Source organism: Mesorhizobium tianshanense, from assembly GCF_007830515.1.
In the GTDB taxonomy this organism is placed as follows: Bacteria; Pseudomonadota; Alphaproteobacteria; order Rhizobiales; family Rhizobiaceae; genus Mesorhizobium; species Mesorhizobium tianshanense.
On the sequence record NZ_VLKT01000009.1, the window covers coordinates 94,018 to 112,460 of the forward strand.

General features: G+C 61.7%; 20 protein-coding genes and 1 pseudogene. 6 read left to right on the plus strand and 15 right to left on the minus strand.

Annotated elements, in window-relative coordinates:
* Positions 1–47 precede the first annotated feature (47 nt).
* The 9 genes and pseudogenes from IQ26_RS09165 to IQ26_RS09205 form a co-directional block, all read right to left on the minus strand.
* Positions 48–446: an AtpZ/AtpI family protein gene (locus IQ26_RS09165; RefSeq protein ID WP_145716059.1), complete on the minus strand. Its 399-nt coding sequence runs from the start codon at positions 444–446 to the stop codon at positions 48–50.
* Between the two features lie 242 nt (positions 447–688).
* A complete protein-coding gene (locus IQ26_RS09170) occupies positions 689–1,855 on the minus strand; it encodes a cell wall hydrolase (RefSeq protein WP_208760130.1) in 1,167 nt (388 codons plus the stop codon).
* Between the two features lie 343 nt (positions 1,856–2,198).
* Positions 2,199–2,459 (minus strand): annotated as a pseudogene (locus IQ26_RS09175) (ribosome biogenesis GTPase Der); the annotation flags it as partial.
* A 417-nt stretch (positions 2,460–2,876) separates the two neighbouring features.
* Positions 2,877–3,767 (minus strand): SDR family NAD(P)-dependent oxidoreductase, encoded by an 891-nt coding sequence (locus tag IQ26_RS09180; RefSeq protein ID WP_145716060.1) that lies wholly within the window; start codon positions 3,765–3,767, stop codon positions 2,877–2,879.
* Positions 3,764–4,543 (minus strand): 2-oxo acid dehydrogenase subunit E2, encoded by a 780-nt coding sequence (locus tag IQ26_RS09185; RefSeq protein ID WP_145716063.1) that lies wholly within the window; start codon positions 4,541–4,543, stop codon positions 3,764–3,766. The genes IQ26_RS09180 and IQ26_RS09185 overlap by 4 nt, the downstream gene beginning before the upstream one ends.
* A gap of 10 nt (positions 4,544–4,553) precedes the next feature.
* Complete coding sequence (locus tag IQ26_RS09190; protein ID WP_145716239.1) at positions 4,554–5,141, minus strand: protein-S-isoprenylcysteine O-methyltransferase; 588 nt, start codon at positions 5,139–5,141, stop codon at positions 4,554–4,556.
* A gap of 160 nt (positions 5,142–5,301) precedes the next feature.
* On the minus strand, positions 5,302–5,901 hold the full coding sequence (locus IQ26_RS09195; RefSeq protein ID WP_145716065.1) for a hypothetical protein: 600 nt from the start codon (positions 5,899–5,901) through the stop codon (positions 5,302–5,304).
* Between the two features lie 142 nt (positions 5,902–6,043).
* Positions 6,044–6,181, minus strand: a complete 138-nt coding sequence (locus tag IQ26_RS40315) for an ABC transporter (RefSeq protein ID WP_145716067.1) — start codon at positions 6,179–6,181, stop codon at positions 6,044–6,046.
* 200 nt (positions 6,182–6,381) lie between these two features.
* A complete protein-coding gene (locus tag IQ26_RS09205; RefSeq protein ID WP_145716069.1) occupies positions 6,382–6,978 on the minus strand; it encodes a L,D-transpeptidase in 597 nt (198 codons plus the stop codon).
* A gap of 266 nt (positions 6,979–7,244) precedes the next feature.
* Between IQ26_RS09205 and IQ26_RS09210 the strand changes: the two genes are divergently transcribed.
* The gene (locus IQ26_RS09210; protein WP_145716070.1) at positions 7,245–8,000 is read left to right on the plus strand and encodes an SDR family NAD(P)-dependent oxidoreductase; all 756 of its coding nucleotides are present in this window, start codon (positions 7,245–7,247) and stop codon (positions 7,998–8,000) included.
* On the plus strand, positions 8,001–8,219 hold the full coding sequence (locus tag IQ26_RS09215; protein ID WP_145716072.1) for a hypothetical protein: 219 nt from the start codon (positions 8,001–8,003) through the stop codon (positions 8,217–8,219).
* A 25-nt stretch (positions 8,220–8,244) separates the two neighbouring features.
* On the opposite strand, the gene der is transcribed toward IQ26_RS09215, so the two are convergent.
* Both der and IQ26_RS09225 read right to left on the minus strand, forming a co-directional pair.
* Entirely contained in the window at positions 8,245–9,678 is a 1,434-nt protein-coding gene (der, locus tag IQ26_RS09220; RefSeq protein WP_145716074.1) for a ribosome biogenesis GTPase Der, read from the minus strand.
* 3 nt (positions 9,679–9,681) lie between these two features.
* Positions 9,682–10,347 carry a tetratricopeptide repeat protein gene (locus IQ26_RS09225; protein ID WP_145716076.1) on the minus strand — a complete coding sequence of 222 codons (666 nt, stop codon included), beginning with the start codon at positions 10,345–10,347 and terminating at the stop codon, positions 9,682–9,684.
* Between the two features lie 191 nt (positions 10,348–10,538).
* Here IQ26_RS09225 and IQ26_RS09230 point away from each other — a divergent pair, with 191 nt between their 5' ends.
* Positions 10,539–11,543, plus strand: coding sequence for a polysaccharide deacetylase family protein (locus tag IQ26_RS09230; protein WP_145716078.1), 1,005 nt, complete (start codon positions 10,539–10,541; stop codon positions 11,541–11,543).
* A 25-nt stretch (positions 11,544–11,568) separates the two neighbouring features.
* On the opposite strand, the gene sbmA is transcribed toward IQ26_RS09230, so the two are convergent.
* From sbmA to IQ26_RS09245, 3 genes are all read right to left on the minus strand, one after another.
* Entirely contained in the window at positions 11,569–12,846 is a 1,278-nt protein-coding gene (gene sbmA / locus IQ26_RS09235) for a peptide antibiotic transporter SbmA (RefSeq protein WP_145716080.1), read from the minus strand.
* Positions 12,847–12,964: 118 nt separating this feature from the next.
* Positions 12,965–14,080: a YbfB/YjiJ family MFS transporter gene (locus IQ26_RS09240; protein ID WP_162457908.1), complete on the minus strand. Its 1,116-nt coding sequence runs from the start codon at positions 14,078–14,080 to the stop codon at positions 12,965–12,967.
* 187 nt (positions 14,081–14,267) lie between these two features.
* Positions 14,268–14,480 carry a hypothetical protein gene (locus IQ26_RS09245; protein ID WP_145716082.1) on the minus strand — a complete coding sequence of 71 codons (213 nt, stop codon included), beginning with the start codon at positions 14,478–14,480 and terminating at the stop codon, positions 14,268–14,270.
* Between the two features lie 97 nt (positions 14,481–14,577).
* On the opposite strand from IQ26_RS09245, the gene IQ26_RS09250 reads away from it, so the two are divergent.
* From IQ26_RS09250 to IQ26_RS09260, 3 genes are all read left to right on the plus strand, one after another.
* Positions 14,578–15,492 carry a LysR substrate-binding domain-containing protein gene (locus IQ26_RS09250; RefSeq protein ID WP_145716084.1) on the plus strand — a complete coding sequence of 305 codons (915 nt, stop codon included), beginning with the start codon at positions 14,578–14,580 and terminating at the stop codon, positions 15,490–15,492.
* Positions 15,493–15,576: 84 nt separating this feature from the next.
* On the plus strand, positions 15,577–16,833 hold the full coding sequence (locus IQ26_RS09255; RefSeq protein WP_145716086.1) for an aminopeptidase: 1,257 nt from the start codon (positions 15,577–15,579) through the stop codon (positions 16,831–16,833).
* 22 nt (positions 16,834–16,855) lie between these two features.
* Entirely contained in the window at positions 16,856–17,212 is a 357-nt protein-coding gene (locus IQ26_RS09260) for a DUF488 domain-containing protein (RefSeq protein ID WP_145716088.1), read from the plus strand.
* A 142-nt stretch (positions 17,213–17,354) separates the two neighbouring features.
* Here the strand turns inward: IQ26_RS09260 and IQ26_RS09265 are convergent, their stop codons facing one another.
* Positions 17,355–18,422 carry an ABC transporter ATP-binding protein gene (locus tag IQ26_RS09265; RefSeq protein ID WP_145716090.1) on the minus strand — a complete coding sequence of 356 codons (1,068 nt, stop codon included), beginning with the start codon at positions 18,420–18,422 and terminating at the stop codon, positions 17,355–17,357.
* Positions 18,423–18,443: the final 21 nt, after the last annotated feature.

An 18,443-nucleotide genomic window follows, 5' to 3' on the forward strand; every position in this document is an offset into this window, starting at 1 on the left:
AAGCGGCTTTAGTGTCCTGTTCGTTGCGCCGGCAAGCGGCCTCAAGTTCATTCTTTCGGATCGCGCGTTTTATCGCCCTGTCCGAATTCCGCCATAAGCCCTGCGGAACGCAGGACGTTGAGCACGCCGGCGCCAAAACCCAGCAGCAAGAAAACGATCAGACCCCATGGCGATGTCCCCGCCAGACGGTCGATGATCCAGCCGATGCCGGCGCCAACCACTATCCCGGCGATGAACTCGCTGGACAGCTTGAGCGCCTGGCCATATCCGGCCGCACTGCCCGCTTTCGCGTCGTCTTTCCCCTCGAGCCGGTCCGGCCGCCTTGTCGCAAGCGATGCTTCAAGGTCACGCCGGCGGCGCTCAAGATCGTCGTCGCGGATGTCGGCTTGACGCTGTTTGCCGCGGCCGGTTTCTCCGGTTCCGTCTGGCCCATTCATGTCGGCCATCGCAACCCCCTTGCCCGGTCAGATCGTCGCCGTCCGTCCGCTCTTAAGTCGCCGGCAACATAGTTAGAGGGTCCGCGCCCGTCAAGCCACGGGCAGAACTTCAGCCTTAAGTATTTTTCTAATTAAAATCAATAACTTGCCAAGGTGCGACATCGTGCCCGATACCGTCGTTGGCGTGCCGCGGCCGAATCCCTCCGGCGACGGGTCTTCGATCGACCGCGCCTGGAGCCTTGCCGAACCGCTCAGCTCCAACCGCCGCCATAGGTGCGGTAGAAGATATGCAGGCCGATCTTGGTCATTTTTTTCATCGTTCGCGCCCAGCCCGGATTGACGTAGTTGGCGTAGTAATGGGTCGACGATCCCACTTCCGGGATGAAGACCTTGCCGGCGGTGACCGCCATGGCGACATCCTGCGCAATTCTGTAGTTGGCGGGGCTCTGGATGCGCTTCTTCCTGCCGTCGCAGGCGAAGGAGAACTGGCAGCGGTTGAACCACTTGTCGTTCTGGTAGACGACGCCGCAGATCGAGTTTGGATAGGCCGGATTGCGGACGCGATTGAGGATAACCTGGGCGACGGCAGCCTGGCCGCGCACGGTTTCGCCGCGCGCCTCGAAGTAGATGCCATTGGCGAGGCAAGTCTGTTCCTTCTTGGAGAAGACGCTCGCCGGCAGCGGAGTCTGCATCCACGAATGATCGCCCTTGGCTATCGGCGGAATGAAGCGGCCATCGTTCGGCTTCTCGTCCTGAAGCAAGGCCTCGAAGGGCGAAGCCTGCGCATAGTCGGGCGCGGCCGGGGCGTAGGCGGTCGCCAGGACGTCGGGGTGGTCATTGTTGACCAGTGCGGCAAGCATGGCCGGCACGCCGGGATCCGGCTTCTTGTCGACGCGCGCGTGGAACGCGGCGGCAATCTGGATCTCCTTGCCTTTGATCTCGGGCTTGGCGAAAGCCATCTTCAGGCCGCCGTCCATGCTCGGGCGAAGCAGCGAGGAGGTGCGCTCGAAGATCGAGCCGGCATTGAAGTTCTTCGGTGGCGCGACCGGAGAGACCATGATGATGCGGCCCTTCTTGTCGGCACGCATGATGCGGTCCTCGTCGGGCGTCGCGCTGGCCACGCTGCCCTTGCCGCGAAACGAGACGGCGCCGATGCCGGGCAGCCGGACGCCGGAACCCGAGATCGAACCGGTGGTGTCGGAATCAAGGAAAGGCATTTCGGCGGCATGGACCGAGCCGGCGACGGATTTCTCGACATAGGCGTTCCAGCGGGCGTTCGGCGCCTTGAGGCCGGAAACCAGGCTTCCCATGTCCTGGTAGGCGATGACAGAGGGAAAGCCGACCCAGATGCCAAGCCCAATGACCAGAGGAGAGACAAGTGAACGTCCTTTCTGACCGGCGGCGGCGAGCTGCGTCAAAATACGTCGATGCGCGGAACTCTTGGGAAAGCCGACCCGAGCGCACAGACCAACAATTGACGGAGACAGGAGCGAACTTTTTTTCTCACCGGCGGCGGCAATCAGCCGCTTCATTACACGTCGATGCACGGAACTCTCCAGAAACGCAACGGACCCCACTGGAGAGGCACGATGATGCATTAACCTTGATGGGGCGTTAACAGGTTCGATCGTGTTTTCCCTGTCGATCTGAAGTCAGGCGCTTTTGCGGCCATGTTCGGGCCGAAGAAAGATCGGCCAGGCGATCAGCGCGCAAAAAGCCGCACCCATCCACACGCCCGTCCACGCCCAAAACGCGCGGTGCTCAGCGGCGTTTTTTCGCCCTGCCGGCGAACGGATTTTCCGAGGTGCGCAAGGCGATGCGGATCGGCACGCCTGGCATGTCGAAGGCTTCGCGCAGACTGTTGGAGAGATAACGAACATAGGATTGCGGCATAGCGTCCGGCCGTGAGCAGGACACGACGAAGCCCGGCGGCCGCGTCTTGGCCTGCGTGACATATTTGATCTTCAGCCGGCGCCCCGCCACGGCGGGCGGCGGATGATGCGTGAGAATGCCTTCCAGCCATGCCTTGGACGCCTCGAAGTTAGGCACCGCTGTCCAGCGCTTCTGACCCGTCGATGGTGACATCCGTAGCCAAGGCTCTGCGGTGGGAGCGTTCAATTTTCCGGTCGCAGCCGAGTTGCGGTTGGCTAAATTAAGTTCGATGACCACTGGGGTATGAGCTGGAGCCGCCGCCGCGGCGCAGATCGCAGTGAATGGGTGGCCGAGTGGCGAATTATTTCAATCACTTGGAGAGCGGCGGGGTCTGGAAGTTTGGCGTTTGTCTCGCTGGCCGAGAGCGACCCCCATGCGCGCCGTGCACCAAGCCCATGACCGCAACGAGAGCGCAGCAACGGTTCAGGTGGAAAGCGTTTGTTCATTGAGCCGCAACCAAGACCATCAGCGACTCCTGAAATGGCGAGCGGTGGCGTGCTGGTCCGGTCACGGGATAATTCCCCGAGGGCCCCGGCGTAGCTGGATCTGGCGGGTACCGCAGCATTTCTTGAACTTCATACCTGAACCGCAAGGACATTGATCATTGCCGCCGCGTTGCAGCCGGCCGACCAGGGGCAGCATCGCTGCGGAAGGCAGGAGCGCTGCCGCAAGAGCAGCCAACTTGGCCGAGATTCCCGGTACGACGAGGCGACGACCGGATTTGAACCCTCGCCACGCACGTTCGGCCACATACTCCGGATCCACCTTGGGCAAGATGTTGAAGAGCACCGTCTGATTGGCGCCTGACCTTGCGAGAAACTCCGTCGACACCGGGCCTGGTGCCACGCATGTGACGGTCACACCGGTTCGGCGCAACTCCTGGTGAAGCGCCTCTGAGAAGAAGCGCACGAAACCTTTGCTAGCGAAGTACAGAGCCATATAAGGCCCGGGAACGAACCCGGCCACGGAACTGAGATTGAGCACCCCGCCCCGTCGGCGCGCCACCATTCCCGGCAGAAAATGGAGGGTCAGTTCTGTGAGGGAATGTATGTTGAGATCGATGATGCCGAGTTGACCATCAATAGGCAGCGCCGTCGCCGCGCCCCGCAGGCCATAGCCGGCGCTGTTGACCAGGACATCACAGACCAGGCCGTGTGCGGACAGAAAGCCCTCTAGGCGCGTTGGCGCATCGCCTGCCACGAGATCCAACTCGAGCGTGAATGCCTCGCCACCCCCCTCCCGAACCTCAGACGCCGCGGCGGCCAAACCCTCGGGCGAGCGGGCAACCAGCACAACCGCACCGCGCTCCCGTGCAGCGACGCTCGCAATTGCCCGGCCAATTCCACCCGAGCCGCCAATCACGACGACGGCTGGCCGGAATTCACAGTGCGAAATCATGTCGCGTTCCTCTGTCTTGCAGGAGCGGCAACACTTTGACCGAGCAGCACCACTTCATCGGCGACAGTGCCGTTCAGAATCTTTTCGAATCTCTCCAGTGCTCGTGCGACGTTCGCTCCATCCATTACCCGGTGATCGTAGTGGATGCGGACATTCACCGATCCGTCTTTGCCGATCGGACCGTAGTTTAGAAGCGTGGTCAATGGTGTCAGCGGGTTGAGTGACTCCGCACCGAGACCCGAATAGACGGACAGTTGGAAGGTACCAAAGTAATTTGCCCTTTGCCGGGCGATGTTCAACCCTAGCCACATAAGCAGCCACCTGACGGGCGCGGGCGCACCTGCCATCCGCAAGGCACGCCGGAACTCCGGGACCTCCAGGATCGGCCGTGATCGAGCCGCATGGATGGATCCCTCAAGTTCCGTGATAGAGTAGCGCTCCGGGCACTTGATGCAGCTCAGCAGAACGGCCGGCTCGCCATCATATTCGCGCTCGTGGGCAATCGAGGCTACGCTTGCCGGATACTCGTAAAGCTGCGGCCAGGGCAACTTGACATAGGCGCGCCGCAGTTCCGGCATCTCTAGGGCGAGAAGCGCATATCCTTTCAGGAAGATCGCGGTCCACGAGGGCCTGGTCTGCTGCGCCATTCTAGCCCTTACGAGTGGGCCGAGGTTCATCTGACGCTGCACCGCGACCCGTGGCACGCCGATCGAAAACCTCATCAGATCGCCAACAAGGCGCCGGGGCGCCGAAAGCTTGAGGGCTCGGCCTCGCATCAAACGACCTCTAATAAAGATAAGGGAATATTCGCTTGGTCCTTTCCATATAGACACGGTATTGCGAGCCTAAATTCTCCAGCATCATACGCTCTTCCTTATCCACTCTCAGCAGGAAAAGCACTGCGAAACCAATCAAACCCGATATGCCCGCAACCCAGTTCGGCAGCAGAAAGGCCTGGCCGAGCCCCATAAGCAGGAACGAGGTGTACATCGGGTGACGGACCAAGGCATATGGCCCGGCGCTGACCAGTTCATGCCGTTCGCGAATCTCGAGCGTAATCGACCAGTTGCGGCCAAGTTCCTTGTGGGATAGGCGAAAAATCCACAGCGCGGAGCAGAAGATGGTGGTTCCGAGCGCCACGGACCACGCGCTGGCCGGATGGTCAGCCGCTCCTGGGATGCCGGTGACGACATAGAAGCCAGGCAGGATCGCGAGGCCAAGGAGAGCCGATGCAAGCCCGACGGTGTCGGAACTCGAGCGGCCGCCAGCTACAATTCGCACGCGCCTTGCCCGGCGCTCGAAGGGATACCGGATCACGTACCAAGCAACGATCCCGATCACCCATATGATCTCGCCAAGTGAGGCAACAGCAATGGTCACTTCAGGTCACCGGAGCCTTTCTCGATCTGAGACCACGATAAGCCGTCGCAACGATGTCACCGTCCGAGTTGTCGACCGATAGACATTCAGAGCGCGTTCCTTTCGGACTTAACCGGGGCAATGAGACGCGAAAGCGGATTTTGCCAATCGCATTTCAACCCCCGTTCATCTCCCGAAGCTTGGTTATGAATTGTTGCGGCCGGAGCCAAGTACCGGGGGTCTTATACCCCATGGATCTGGCGATGTCCGCTACGAATGCGTTGCAGTTGTAGAGCGACGCGTGCCAAAGCGGAGAACTGGCCTGCAGCCTTCGTATGCTCGCGACGACTTTCCTATATTCGCCTTCGGTAAGTGAAACACGCCAGCTTGCCGACCGGTAGGCATCTTCCAGGTCGCCGTCCGTCCACCCGGTCGAGGCTGGCACGGGCGCCAAATGGCCGAGAACATAGACATTGGGATCATCGGACTTCGGAGCGAGCCCCGCGACTTCGGGGTTGACCATCCGTCCCGCCTGGTTCAATCGTCCAAAAATCACGAAGGAATGGCCGTAGGTAAGGGCGTACCGGGAGCGGAACTCGATGAAATGCCGTTGGGCTTGAGTTGATGCCGCCGCGCGCGCCGGCATCGCCGCAGTTCTCAGTGCCCGATCATTGGACACGAAAGTCGGCTGGGGCTTGTTGTCCTGCGACTGACATGACGCTGCGACAAGCGCGAGCAGGGCCACAATTGTTGAACGGCCACTTACAAGCGTCATCTCATCCCGAACTCCGAGGACCGCAGACCTAGTGCCGGCCTATGCCCGCTAACCGCACGTAGGCTACGAATCCGGCCTTGGCCCCTGCGTATCGATGGGGAAGGGCCCGGCGGCCCTTCCCGAAATCACCGAAAGCCGGTCCTTATTTAATTACGGGCTCCTCTACGGAAACGGGTTCCGGCGGAGGAGCCTTCCCCTTTCCTTTGCCGATCCCGTTCGCGCAGCCGCTCAGGCTGGCAACGGCGAGGGTGGCAACCATTACAATCAAGATCCTGCTCATCAAGCAATCCTTTCCCCGGGGGCGGAATAGCCTATAGAATCGCCACAAATAAAAACAATATGCAGCTCCGCCAAGTTACCTGCGATCTACACCAAAGCCTAGTGCAGAAATGACACAGTTGGCACCCGGCTGCCGGCGGCAACTTTGCGATGACGTGCTGGCAGGGTTCACCATCCAACGGAGATTAGGCCTGCCCACCATCAAACAACCACCACCGTCGTGCCCAAAGGAGTACGGTCGTAGAGGTCAATGATGTCGTCATTTATCAAACGGATGCACCCGTTCGATACCGCTGTGCCTATCGTCCATGGCTCGTTTGTACCATGTATCCGGAAGTGGGTGTCGCGCCTGTCGCGAAAGAGATAAAGGGCACGCGCACCAAGCGGGTTGTTTGGTCCGCCAGGGACCCCCCCTGCATACTGCACCAGGCGCGGCTTGCGCTTCATCATGTTGGCGGTGGGTGTCCACGACGGCCAGTCCGCCTTGCGGTCGACGGTCGCTGTACCCTTGAACGAAAGTCCCTGCTCGCCGACGCCGACGCCGTAGCGCGTCGCCCACCCGTCCGCCTCGACGGCATAGAGAAAACGTTGCGAAGTATCGACGACGATCGTTCCAGCCGGCTCGTTTCCGTAGTACCGCACACGCTGCCGTCGGTAACGAGGACTCAGGCCACGCCTTGGTGCGAACGCGGATGAAATCGGCTCCGCCGCCTGTCGTAACGCTAACGTACATCCGGAAACCATCAGAGCCAGACTACCCAGCACGAGCCCCCGGCGCGCAATGTGGTGTTCTTCCATTTCTGCCTGCTAAGAAACTGGTCAACCTACCGCCGCCCTCGTCTCTAACATCCCGAGGCCTGCGGGCCAAGGCTCGCTGTGTGGTGCCTTGAAATCCAGTCAGGCCGGTTACCTGCTGTAACCGTTTGCCAGCGTTAGGCGGCCGCAGGTAAGATGGTAAGGGGCAAAATGAATTCACAGGATTGACAAGCGAATTGGAGCGAAACTTCTTGCGATAACCGTATGCCTCTGTTCGGTTATGTCACAATGGGCATGGGACAGAGACGATGAAGCCTGACTTCCATGGTAAAGTCGCGATTGTGACCGGCGCAGGCTCCGGAATAGGAGCGGCTGTTTCACGGCAACTCGCGCAAGAAGGAGCCGAGGTTGTTGTCGCCGACCTTGACGCCGAGGCCGCGCACTGCAAAGCCGCCGAAATAAGCTCGCAAGGAGGCAGGGCCTACGACTTTGCGGTCGATGTCACGGATGCGGCAGCCGTGGAAAAGCTGATCGAGTTCACTGTCCAGAAATGCGGCGGACTGGATATGGCGGTAAACAATGCAGGTATCGACGGCGTTCGAAAAGCAACGGCAGACTATCCGCTCGACAACTGGCACAAGCTGATAAACGTCAATCTAAATGGCGTTTTCTACAGCATGAAGTACGAGATCGCCGCCATGCTGAATCGAGGCGGAGGCGCCATCGTGAACATGTCCTCCGTTCTCGGTTCCGTCGGCTTGCCAACTGCGTCCGCATACACGGCAGCGAAGCACGGGGTCGTTGGACTAACCAAGGTTGCGGCGATTGAATATGCGAGAATGGGCATCCGGATCAATGTCGTCGGCCCCGGCTGGATCGAAACGCCTCTTTTATCGGAGCAAATGGAGGCATTAGCCACCCGGCGCATGGCAGGCCTTCAGCCGATGGGCAGGCGCGGGAAACCGGAAGAGGTAGCGGCTCTTGTGTGCTTCCTCTTGTCCGATCAGGCCAGCTTTGTCACTGGGAGCTACCATCTGGTGGACGGAGCTTACACCGCCCATTAGGTGCAGACGCTGTCCCCACTCGTGCTGGCTACTGTCAGGGCGATGACGCCGCAGATCGCCGGGCTGCCCGCACTGCCTGAGATGGCGCTGTTCCCGCATCGCAAGAAAGGCCGAGCCAGACCCGGTGGCGGCGGTCTTGTCGACATCCTGCTGCAGGCGGCGCTGGAATTGCTACCCGAACAGGCGCTGTCCGCGCCTGTCCTGCGCAATGTGGCGTAGCTTGAAAGGTTCGGCGCGGTGGAGCTCAGCGGCGTTTTTTCGCCCTGCCGGCGAACGGATTTTCCGAGGTGCGCAAGGCGATGCGGATCGGCACGCCTGGCATGTCGAAGGCTTCGCGCAGACTGTTGGAGAGATAACGAACATAGGATTGCGGCATCGCGTCCGGCCGTGAGCAGGACACGACGAAGCCCGGCGGCCGCGTCTTGGCCTGCGTGACATATTTGATCTTCAGCCGGCGCCCCGCCACGGCAGGCGGCGGATGGTGCGCCAGGATGCCTTCCAGCCAGCGGTTGAGCTTGCCTGTCGAGACACGGCTGTTCCACACTCTGTGCGTCCTGATGACAGCGTCCATCAGCTTGTCGAGACCGCGCCCGGTTTCGGCCGAAACCGGCACCGCCTGCAAGCCGCGCGCCTGGGGAAGAAGCCGCTCGGTCTTCTCGCGCAGTTCCGCCAGGAGTTCCTGCGGGTAGTCGATCAGATCCCATTTGTTGAAGGCGATCACCGGCGCGCGGCCCTCGCGGATGATCAAATCGGCGATCTGCAGATCCTGCTTCTCGAAGGGAATGGTCGCATCGAGCACGATGATGACGATCTCGGCAAAGCGGATGGCGCGCAAGCCGTCCTGCACCGACATGACTTCCAGCTTTTCGTGAATCCTGGCCTTGCGGCGCATGCCGGCAGTGTCGAACAGTTTGAGGCGGCGGCCATGCCAGTCCCAGTCGACTGAGATGGAATCGCGGGTGATGCCGGCCTCCGGCCCGGTCAGGAGCCGTTCCTCGCCGATCAGCGCGTTGATCAGCGTCGACTTGCCTGCGTTCGGACGGCCGACGACGGCGATGCGCATCGGCTTGGTGTCGTCATAGCTCGGCTCGGCGTCCGGGTCGGTGATGTCCTCGCCGATCAGCACTTCGCTGGCGGCGACCTCCTCGTCCGTATCCTCTTCTTCTTCGCCGAAGGCGCGCGCCTCGCCAAGTGCTGATATCACCGCATCGCGCAAATCGGGCAGGCCCTGGCCGTGTTCGGCCGAGACCGGGATTGGCTCGCCAAGGCCGAGCTCCCAAGCCTCAAGCATGCCGCCCTGGGCGCCGCGCGCCTCGGCCTTGTTGGCGACGACGACAACCGGCTTGCCGGACTTGCGCACGATCTCGGCGAAGGTCTTGTCGTCGGGCATCAGCCCGGACTTGGCATCGATGGTGAAAAAGATCAGGTCGGCTTCGCGGATGGCGATTTCGGTCTGGGCGCGCATGCGGCCGGGCAGCGAAGAAGCGGCAGCGTCCTCGAAGCCGGCGGTGTCGATGACATCGAAATGCAGATCGTAGAGCTTGGCGGCATGGACGCGACGGTCGCGGGTGACGCCCGGCGTGTCGTCGACAAGCGCCAGCTTCCTTCCCACCAGACGATTGAAAAGGGTCGATTTGCCGACGTTAGGCCGGCCGATGATGGCGACTTTGAATGTCATGCATCACGACGCGCTGCCCGACCCACGGATCAGCTCGGACATCAACGTCGCCCGCTCGCGCGCGTTGCGCGGGGCGCCGTCATCCGAGGCGATCTGGTCGAACAGTTTCAGCGCGTCCGTCGCCTTGCCTTCCTTCCAGGCGGCAAGGCCGAGCGCCTCGCGCGCCGTGTGGCGCAGCGTGTTGGTGTCGGCGGTGAGCGCCTCGACGCGGCTGGAGACATCGGCGAAGGAACCATGGTCGACGAGCAGCAGTGCCGCCCGGAGGCGCGCCATGTCGCGAAGACCGGCGGGAATATCCGTGTCGGCGGCAACCTCGTCGAAGTCCTTGACGGCAGCGTCGACGTCGCCCTTGTCCGCCTTGACGGTCGCGGCTCGCATGCGGGCCAGCAACGGATAGGCGCCGTAGCCATCCTTCTCCAGTGCAGCGAGGGCCGTCAGCGCTTCGTCGCTCTTGCCGTCATTGGCAAGCTTCAGCGCCTGCGAGAAGGCATCGCCCGAGCGATTGGCGCGGGTCTCGTCCCAATAGCGATAACCGACGAAAGCGGCGGTTCCGACCACCACCAAGACTGCGAGCCCAAGCAGGAACGGACCAAAACGGTCCCATAGCGCATGCGCCTGGTCGCGACGCATCTCTTCGTTGACTTCGCGGATAAAACTGTCGTCCGACATGGATAAAAACCATTCCTGCCCCGGCGGGGCGGTACATGAGCCCGCGTTTTAGCGAAATTTTGTCGGCATGGAAGGGGTACGGCAGGAAAATCGGCTAATCGGTGGACAGGTGGCCGCCAGAGGCGACCGTACCCACGCCACATTTCGCCGATAGCCGGTGCCGACCATTGCAAAATCCAGACCGGATGCTGATGCCTCGTTTGTCCCGCGTTGTTGCGTTTTCTCTTGCCTCGCTTGCGATGGCAGGCACTGCCCTCGCCGATCCGCCCGCAGCGCATGCACCGGCAAAGCCGAAGCAGGCCGTCATCATCTCGTTCGACAGCGCCCGCGACATTTCGCAGTGGAAACGCAGCCGGGCGCTGGCCGCCCGCACCGGCGCGCATTTCACCTATTTCGTGTCCTGCGTCTTCCTGCTCTCGCCGCAGACGCGCAAGGAATACACGGCGCCCGGCAAGACATCAGGCAAGTCCAACATCGGCTTTGCCGCCTCGAAACAGGAGGTCATCGAGCGGCTCGAACAGATCCGGCTCGCCGCCTCGGATGGCCACGACATCGGCAGCCACGGCTGCGGCCATTTCGACGGCAAGGACTGGAGCGAGGCCGACTGGCTGAGCGAGTTTGGCTCGTTCTCGCATATTCTCGAGAACGCCTATTCGATCAACGCCATTGCCCCCGAACCCGCTGGCTGGCGCGACATCGCACACAAGGTGGTGGGCTTTCGCGCGCCCTATCTGTCGGCAAACGAGGCGCTCTACAGGGCGCTGCCGGCGGTGGGCTTCCTGTTCGACGCGAGCGGAGTGTCGCGCGGCCCTGCCTTGCCACCGACCGGCAACGGCATCACGCGCTTTTCGCTGCCGCAGATTCCGGAAGGCCCAAGGTCACGACCGGTGATCGCCATGGACTATAATCTCTATGTCAGGCACTCCGGCGGCTTCGAGCGGCCGAGCAAGGCGGACGAATTCGCCAACCGGACTTATGACGCCTTTCGCGCCGCCTTTGACGCCCAATACCAGGGCAAACGCATTCCGCTGGAAATCGGCTTCCATTTCACGCTGATGAATGACGGCGCCTATTGGAACGCGCTGGAGCGCTTTGCCGGCGAGGTCTGTACCAAGCCCGATGTCGAGTGCATCAACTATCGCGACTATGTTACGCGCCAACGCACCGGCGAAAAGCAGGCGTCGGTGGGCGGCTGAGCCAGAAGCTGGCCGCCTGCTACTCTTAGCTTACCGGCTGATCCTCAGGGCGCAAGCCGGCTTTCTCACGCTCCAGATAGTCTTGGTCGATTTCCGGCAGCGGCTCCCCTTCGAGCGTCGCCTCGAAGGCGCGCAAGCGCTTGTGAATGGAGAGCAGTTCGACGATCGTTGGCCAGGCATTGACCAGATACTGAAATGAAGAACTGACCTGGCTGAAGGCGGTGGAAATCTGCTGCCATATGCCCAAGGTAATAGTTCCGGCAGCAATCGTGGGAATGAGGATCAGGCTGGAGAAGATGGCATCTGCCTGCAGATAGCCGGATCGCACGATATTGAAGTAGGCGTAGTGGAAGTAGAGGGTGAAGTAGTTGCGTCGGACATGCGAAAAGAGTTCTGCCACCGTCGGCGGTGCGGCACGCGCCGCATCGTCTTCGCCGTATACAAGTTCCTTGCGGTAGGCCGCCTCGACTCGCTGATTCTTGAACTCCAGCCCCGGCAGTTTGACGCCAGCCATCATGAGAAGGATCGTACCGAAGATTGACCAGGTGACTGCGGCTACAACCAGAGAATAGGGAATTTCGCCAACGAGGGGCAAGATCTTCACGTGGCTGGAGAGTTGCGCGAGCAATGGCAGGAACGCTATCAACGTCATCGCGGCGTCAACAAGCGACACACCAAGGCCTTCCATCGTAGTGGAGAACCGCATCGTGTCCTCCTGCACGCGCTGAGAGGCGCCTTCAATGTGCCGCAACCTCTGCCAGTGCGTCATGTAGTAGTCATTCATGGCGGTGCGCCAGCGGAAGATATAATGGCTGACGAAGAACCGGGTGATGACGAACAAGCCCATACCCGACGCGCCAATCCAGGCGTAGATCCAGAACATCGAATAGAGTTCGCCGGCGGTCACCGAGTCGGGTGTCGTAATCGCTTTCTGGAAGAGATCAAAGAAAGGTCCGCGCCAAGTATTCAGCGCCACATAAATCTGCACATTAATATATGTCGAAAACAGGATGAGCGCCGAACCGAGGATCGACCAATTCTGCCACGGGTGAGGAGAATAAAAGCGCCAGAAGGCGTAGAAGGCGCCAACCAGAAAACCAAAATAGATATAGAACCAGATAAACGGCTTGGTCCAGAAGATCGTCATTCCAAGGACCGGAGGAACGCCAGCCTCGGCAGGCGGCAGCCCAACAACAGCACCCAACTGCTCGCCGCCGAAAAACCAGAATAAAATAGCGGCAAGGCTCCACAGGACCGCCGAGGTGAAGAAGAGCTTCGGCTGCGGGAAGAAGGATACGAACACTGTGGGGGAATCCTCGGTCGATGCGCAAATCAGCGGCGTTGCTGTTCAGCGGGCATAAGGTCACACATCGGCTGGAAAGAAAACGGTGACCTAAGCCCAGCACCGAGCAAGACCACAATCATGGCGATTTTGGCGCAGCCGACCAGGTGATCACGCCAGAGACAAGCAGAACGGCGGCGGCCACGATCGACGCGAGGAAGAAGTCGCCCGAGGCTTGCGCAAGCAGACCGGCAACGATCGGACCGATGATCTGACCGAGGCCGAAGGAAGCCGTCATCAACGCCAGGATCCGGCGTGGCGCTTGCGGGACAAGCTGCCTTCCCGTCTGCAGGCCGAGCGCGGTGATGGCGATGAAGGTTCCGCCAAGCAGAAGCCCGCCCAGCAGCGGCCCAATGTGTCCGCCCATGGCAACGCTCGCGGTGACGCCAACCACCTCGACGAGGCACCCGAAGGCATAAGCCGCATACAGGCCGACCCTTGCGGCGATCTTCTGCCAGAGCCAGACCGAAGGAATCCCGGCAAGGCCGGTGACCATCCATACCACTGCTTCGAAGACGCGTCCGCCGCCACCCTGCCGGACAATGGCGATCAGAAACGTCGCCGTCACGATATAACCGAAGCCAAACAGGCCATAGGCGATGATGATCTTCATCAGCGAGCGGTCCTTCGGCAGCGCCGGTTCGCGACCGTCGACGCCGTTGGCGGTCGCGGTGCTGCCGACCAGCAGCGCCACGACGACAAAGGCGCATGCTGAGATCGCGGCGGACCAGAACCAGCCCGCCGCCCAGCCGGCATGTTCCATGACGAGGATCGCCATCAGCGCCGAGGACGCCGCAATGCCGAGGCCGACGCCGCCGAAATGCAGAGCCTGCAGGTCGTTTCGGCCGGCTGCGGCCAGATGGCCGAAAACGATGCTGGACATGAAGACCAAGACGAAGGCGCTGGCCAGACCGGCAAGAAACCGGATGACGAGAAAGGCCGCCATGGTACCGGCCAGGCCCATTACCCCGGTGAGGACTGCGGTGGCGGCAAGACCAGCGAGCATCAGCAGGCGCTCGCGGCCGTGCGCCCAGCCACCAACCGCTGCAAGCGCGCCGACGAGATAGCCGAGATAGTTGGCGGATGCGATCCAACCGGCGTCCGCCGCCGACAGGCCGAGCTCTTCCATCATGCCGGGCAGAATCGGCGTATAGACGAAACGGCCGATGCCCATGGCGACAGCCAGGGCAACCATGCCGGCGAGGGCGAGACGCAACGGGGATGGCGAAGCGGCTTTCATTGCGGTGCACAATAGATGCACGAGCCTGTCAAACAATCCGCTTCCTGTTGGGCCAGAATGGCTCGCAGCGGTCGTCGGCAACCAGCCTCAGCCCGGCCCTACCAGCAGCAGAGGGCGACGGCCCGTTGCCGTTTCGGCAGCTTCAACCGCAACCTGCTTGCACGGCAGCCGTCTCGTAGGCAGTGCGCCGGGCCGTCAGCCTGAACGGCACGTCGCCGAGTTCGCGCTCCGACATGGCGTCGAGCACAGGATGCGACAGCGGGTCGATCACCCATCGGATGGTCTCGCTTTCATGCGACCGGCTCTGCCGCGTGCCGGGATTGGAAAAGACCCTGAGCAGCGATAAAATCTTCATCGGATTTTTCCTCCAGAGGTCTGCTTGCCCGCTAGAATCTGCCACTCCGCTCTGTGTTTCAATCGAGATTTCAACCGTGGAAGTTTAGAAAAACTATATGGCCATGCTGAACCGCGTCCACCTCAACGGCCTGCGCGCCGTGGAAACCGTCGCCCGCCTGGGATCGCTTTCGGCCGCGGCGAGCGAACTCAACGTGTCCCCCAGCGCCGTCAGCCAGCAGATCAAGCGGACAGAACAGCAACTCGGCCAGGCGTTGTTCGAACGAACGGCAAGCGGTCTCGTGCCGACCGAATTCGGCACCGTCTTCACCGCGCGGCTCGGGGCAGGTTTCCGCGAGCTTGCGCAGGCCGTGGCGCTCGCCGACGAGGTCTCCGAATGCACACTGGTGGTTTCGGTGGCGCCGGCTTTTGCCTCGAAGTGGCTGCTGCCGAGACTGTCACGGCATTTCGCCCGGCATCCGAATGTGCTTTTGCGCATCGACGCCTCGGTACGGATTGCCGATCTCGATCGCTCGGACATTGACATCGCGATCCGGCTTGGCGACGGCAAATGGCCGGGCGGTCGCGCGGAACTGCTGCTGGCGCAGGAGGTCTTCCCGGTCTGCGCCCCGGTGATCGCCGACAAGCTGAAATCGATCGAGGACCTCGCCTCGACGTGCGCGATCACCGACGAAAAGGCGATGATCAGTTGGGAAAGCTGGTTCGAGGCCGCCGGGGCAGAGCCGGTCACCTTCCTCAAGGGCGCACGCTTCACCGACCCGATGCTGTGCCTGGAATCGGCGATTGCCGGCCACGGCGTCATGCTCGGCTGGCAATTGCTGGCCGCCGACGCGCTGGCCGACGGCCGCCTTGTCGCGCCTTTCGGCGTGCGTGCCCAGAGCGGGCTCGGCTATTGGCTGGTGACCTCCGCCGCCAAGAGCGAAAGCCGCAAGGTCAGGGATTTCAAAGCCTGGATCCGCGAAGAAATAGCGGCGACGATGGCGCAATTCGGGTCGCTCGCCAGCGCGGACTGAGCCTGCCCAATGCAATCGCGGTGGAAAGAAGAGCGGCGCCGGCCTATGTAGGAGCCAGACTCCCACATGGCGACAGGCAGGATCATGACCACACATTCGCGCGGCGTTTCCGCAACGATCGACCCGGTGAAGCTCGACAGGCTGGCCGAGGTTGCCATCAAGGTCGGGCTGCAGTTGCAACCGGGGCAGGACCTGGTGCTGACATCGTCGATCGCAGCGCTTCCTTTGACGCGACGGATCGTCGAGCATGCCTACAAAGCGGGCGCCGGCCTGGTGACGCCGATCTTCAACGACGACGAAATCACGCTGGCGCGCTTCCGCTACGGGGCGGACGCCAGCTTCGACCGCGCCGCCGGCTGGCTCTATGAGGGCATGGCGAAGGCCTTCGCCAACAATGCGGCACGGCTGGCCGTGCGCGGCGAGGATCCATCACTGCTGTCGGCACAGGATCCGGGACAAGTGGCGCGCGCCAACAAGGCGAACTCGATCGCCTACCAGCCGGCGCTGGAAAAGATCACCGGCTTCGACATCAACTGGAACATCGTTGCCTATCCCGATCAGGCCTGGGCTAGCCAAGTATTTCCGGACGATACCGACGACGTCGCAGTGGCGAAACTCGCCGACGCCATCTTTGCCGCCGCACGGGTGGATGTGGACGACCCGATCGGCAACTGGAAGGCGCACAATGCGGCCCTGCGCGATCGCACCGAATGGCTGAACGGACATAATTTCCATGCGCTGCATTTCACCGGACCGGGCACCGACCTAACCGTCGGCCTGGCCGATGGTCATGAATGGATGGGCGGTGCCTCGACCGCCAGGAATGGCATCACCTGCAACCCCAATATCCCGACCGAGGAGGTTTTCACCACGCCGCATGCAAGGCGCGTCGAAGGCCATGTCTCAAGCACCAAGCCGCTGTCCTATCAGGGCACGCTGATCGACGGCATTGCCGTGCGTTTCGAGGCTGGCCGCATCGTCGAAGCCAAGGCCAGCCGCGGCGAGGACGTGCTGAAGAAAGTGCTCGACACCGATGAAGGCTCGCGCCGTCTCGGCGAGGTCGCGCTGGTGCCGCATTCCTCGCCGATCTCGAAGAGCGGCCTGCTGTTCTTCAACACGCTGTTCGACGAGAATGCCGCCAGCCACATCGCGCTCGGCCAGTGCTATTCGAAGTGTTTTGTCGACGGCGCCTCGCTCAGCCAGGACGAGATCGCGGCGCGCGGCGGCAACAAGAGCTTCATCCATATCGACTGGATGATCGGCTCGGACAAGATCGACATCGACGGTGTCGGCAAGGACGGCAGCCGCATGCCGGTGATGCGCAAGGGCGAATGGGCCTGACAGGAACGCGTCGCGAGGTTCCATGACCTTCGATGTCGCGGTCAAGCGCATCTATGAGCCGGCATCGCCCGCCGACGGGCAGCGGGTGCTGGTAGACCGGATATGGCCGCGCGGCGTCCGCAAGGCAGATGCCGCGCTGACGCTTTGGCTGAAGGACATCGCGCCAAGCGATGAATTGCGCAAATGGTTCGGCCATGAGCCGGCGCGCTGGGCGGGATTCCAGCAGCGATACCGCGACGAGCTCGACGGGAATGGCGAGACCGTCGCGCAATTGCGCGCCCTGCTGGGGAAAGGCCGGGTGACGCTGCTCTACGGCGCCCATGACGAGATGCACAACAACGCAGTGGCTCTGGCTGACTATCTGCGCGAAACGGGCTGAGACGGCGGCGCGCACCCTGCCGGTTCTGCCGCCGCCACGCAGCACAAGTTCAGGATCGCCTCCAGGCAGCCGTTGTATAGGTGCTACCGCCTCGTGGTCGGACCATTCTTGATTTCATGATCATCCGATCGCGAATCTCTCCTCAGGCGACACGCAGTTCCGTGGCCGCATCGAAAAGGTGCACCTTGCCCGGCAGTACAGAGAGATTGATCGCGGTGCCGGCGCTGCGGCGCTCGTCACGCGGCACCACGGCGACGGCATCGTATCCCGCGACGCGCAAATGAATCTGAACATCCGCGCCGGTCGTTTCGGACAGCACGACCTCGCCCTTGATTTCACCCGCATCCGAAATGCCGAGATCGTTTGGCCGGACGCCCATGATGACCTTCTGGCCTGGCACCGCCTTGATCTCCGGTGAGAGGCCGATCGACACGCCTTCGGCGACAAAGCGAGGACCGCCGCCCGCGGTCTCGACGGCGCCAGCGATGAAATTCATCGAAGGCGAGCCGATGAAATCAGCGACATATTTCGAGTTCGGGCGCTCATAGACCTCGTCGGGCGTGCCGATCTGCATGATTCTGCCGGCGTGCATCAGGACGATCTTGTCAGCCATCGTCATCGCCTCGATCTGGTCATGGGTGACGTAGATCGTGGTCGTGCCTAGACGATTGTGGAGTTGCCGGATCTCCACGCGCATATGAGTGCGCAGCTTCGCATCGAGATTGGAGAGCGGCTCGTCGAAAAGGAAGACGGCGGCATCCCGCACCATGGCGCGGCCCATGGCGACGCGCTGGCGCTGGCCGCCCGACAGTTCCTTGGGATAGCGCCCGAGATAGGGCGTGAGATTGAGGATTTCCGCCGCCCATTCGACCTTCTTCCTGATCTCCGCCTTTGGCAGTTTCGCCACTTCGAGACTGAAGCCGATATTGTCGAACACCGTCATTGTCGGATAGAGCGCGTAGTTCTGGAACACCATTGCGATATCGCGATCGCGCGGGTGAACGTCGTTGACCCGCCTGTCGCCGATCAACAGATCGCCGTTGGTCACGCTCTCGAGCCCTGCTGTCATGCGCAGGAGCGTCGTCTTTCCGCAACCGGACGGCCCAAGAAGCACGACGAATTCGCGGTCGGCAATGCCGAAGGAGATATCCTTCATCACCTCGACATGCCCGAAACTCTTGGCGATGTTCCTATATTCTACGGTGGCCATTCTCTCTCTCCAGAAGCCGGG